The organism is Pedobacter jeongneungensis, from assembly GCF_039538295.1.
In the GTDB taxonomy this organism is placed as follows: domain Bacteria; phylum Bacteroidota; class Bacteroidia; order Sphingobacteriales; family Sphingobacteriaceae; genus Pedobacter; species Pedobacter jeongneungensis.
On the sequence record NZ_BAABBY010000041.1, the window covers coordinates 1 to 842 of the forward strand.

Below are 842 nucleotides of genomic sequence, written 5' to 3' on the forward strand. Positions count from 1 at the left end.
ACCCTGGCGGCAAGGTTGACAGAGGCCGACTGCCCGACCCCGAGGGTCTGGGCCTGTCCATCGGTACAGAATATGTAGCTCCGGAAAACGAGGTTGAAGAGAAACTTGTTGAAATTTGGAAGGAGATGTTGGACATAGATATAGCGCAAATTGGTATTAACGACAATTTTTTTGATTTGGGCGGAGATTCAATTAAGATTATACGAATGATTGGATTAATTAATAAAGAGTTTTCTAGAAACATTTCAACTTTAATGGTTTATAAGTATCCGACAATTAGCTCATTCTCGAAATATGTTTATTTTAACGATGAAGGCCAACAAGGAAAAACCGATGATTATCTTAGTTCTTCAATAGATGTTATGGAAGGGACAATTAATTTATTAACTCAAAATAATGACAATAAAAAATAATAGATACATTTCTTAATAACCATGGATAACTAAATTTTTTCCCTAAATCACAGAATTCATTTTAATTACATCGATATAAAATTACCATTTATACCCCTGGAAATAAATGAAAGTATTTTAAATAAAATTTATTAATTGGAACTAGTTAATCAACTGCCAATCAATATTGTTAATTGACTTGCCTGGAATATTGGAATGAATAATAAAACGATAATTTAAGTTATATGAAAGAGTTAATATCAAGACTTAATGCAAATAATATTCATCTATCAATTGATAATGGAGATCTGAAATTAAGATATAATAATTCAGATCTTTCACCACTTTTGCTGGCAGAAATAAAGGCGAATAAGGAAGGGATAATTGAATATTTGAGGAGCAACATTTATAATCTCCGAGATTTCGAGTCTATTCCCCTGGTTGCTGTTG

2 protein-coding genes are annotated in these 842 nt (G+C 31.7%); both read left to right on the forward strand.

The features are described from left to right. A partial coding sequence (locus ABD769_RS24945; RefSeq protein ID WP_344854079.1) for a phosphopantetheine-binding protein occupies positions 1-413 on the forward strand: 413 nt, incomplete at its 5' end. A gap of 224 nt (positions 414-637) precedes the next feature. Continuing rightward, a partial coding sequence (locus tag ABD769_RS24950) for a TubC N-terminal docking domain-related protein (protein WP_344854080.1) occupies positions 638-842 on the forward strand: 205 nt, incomplete at its 3' end.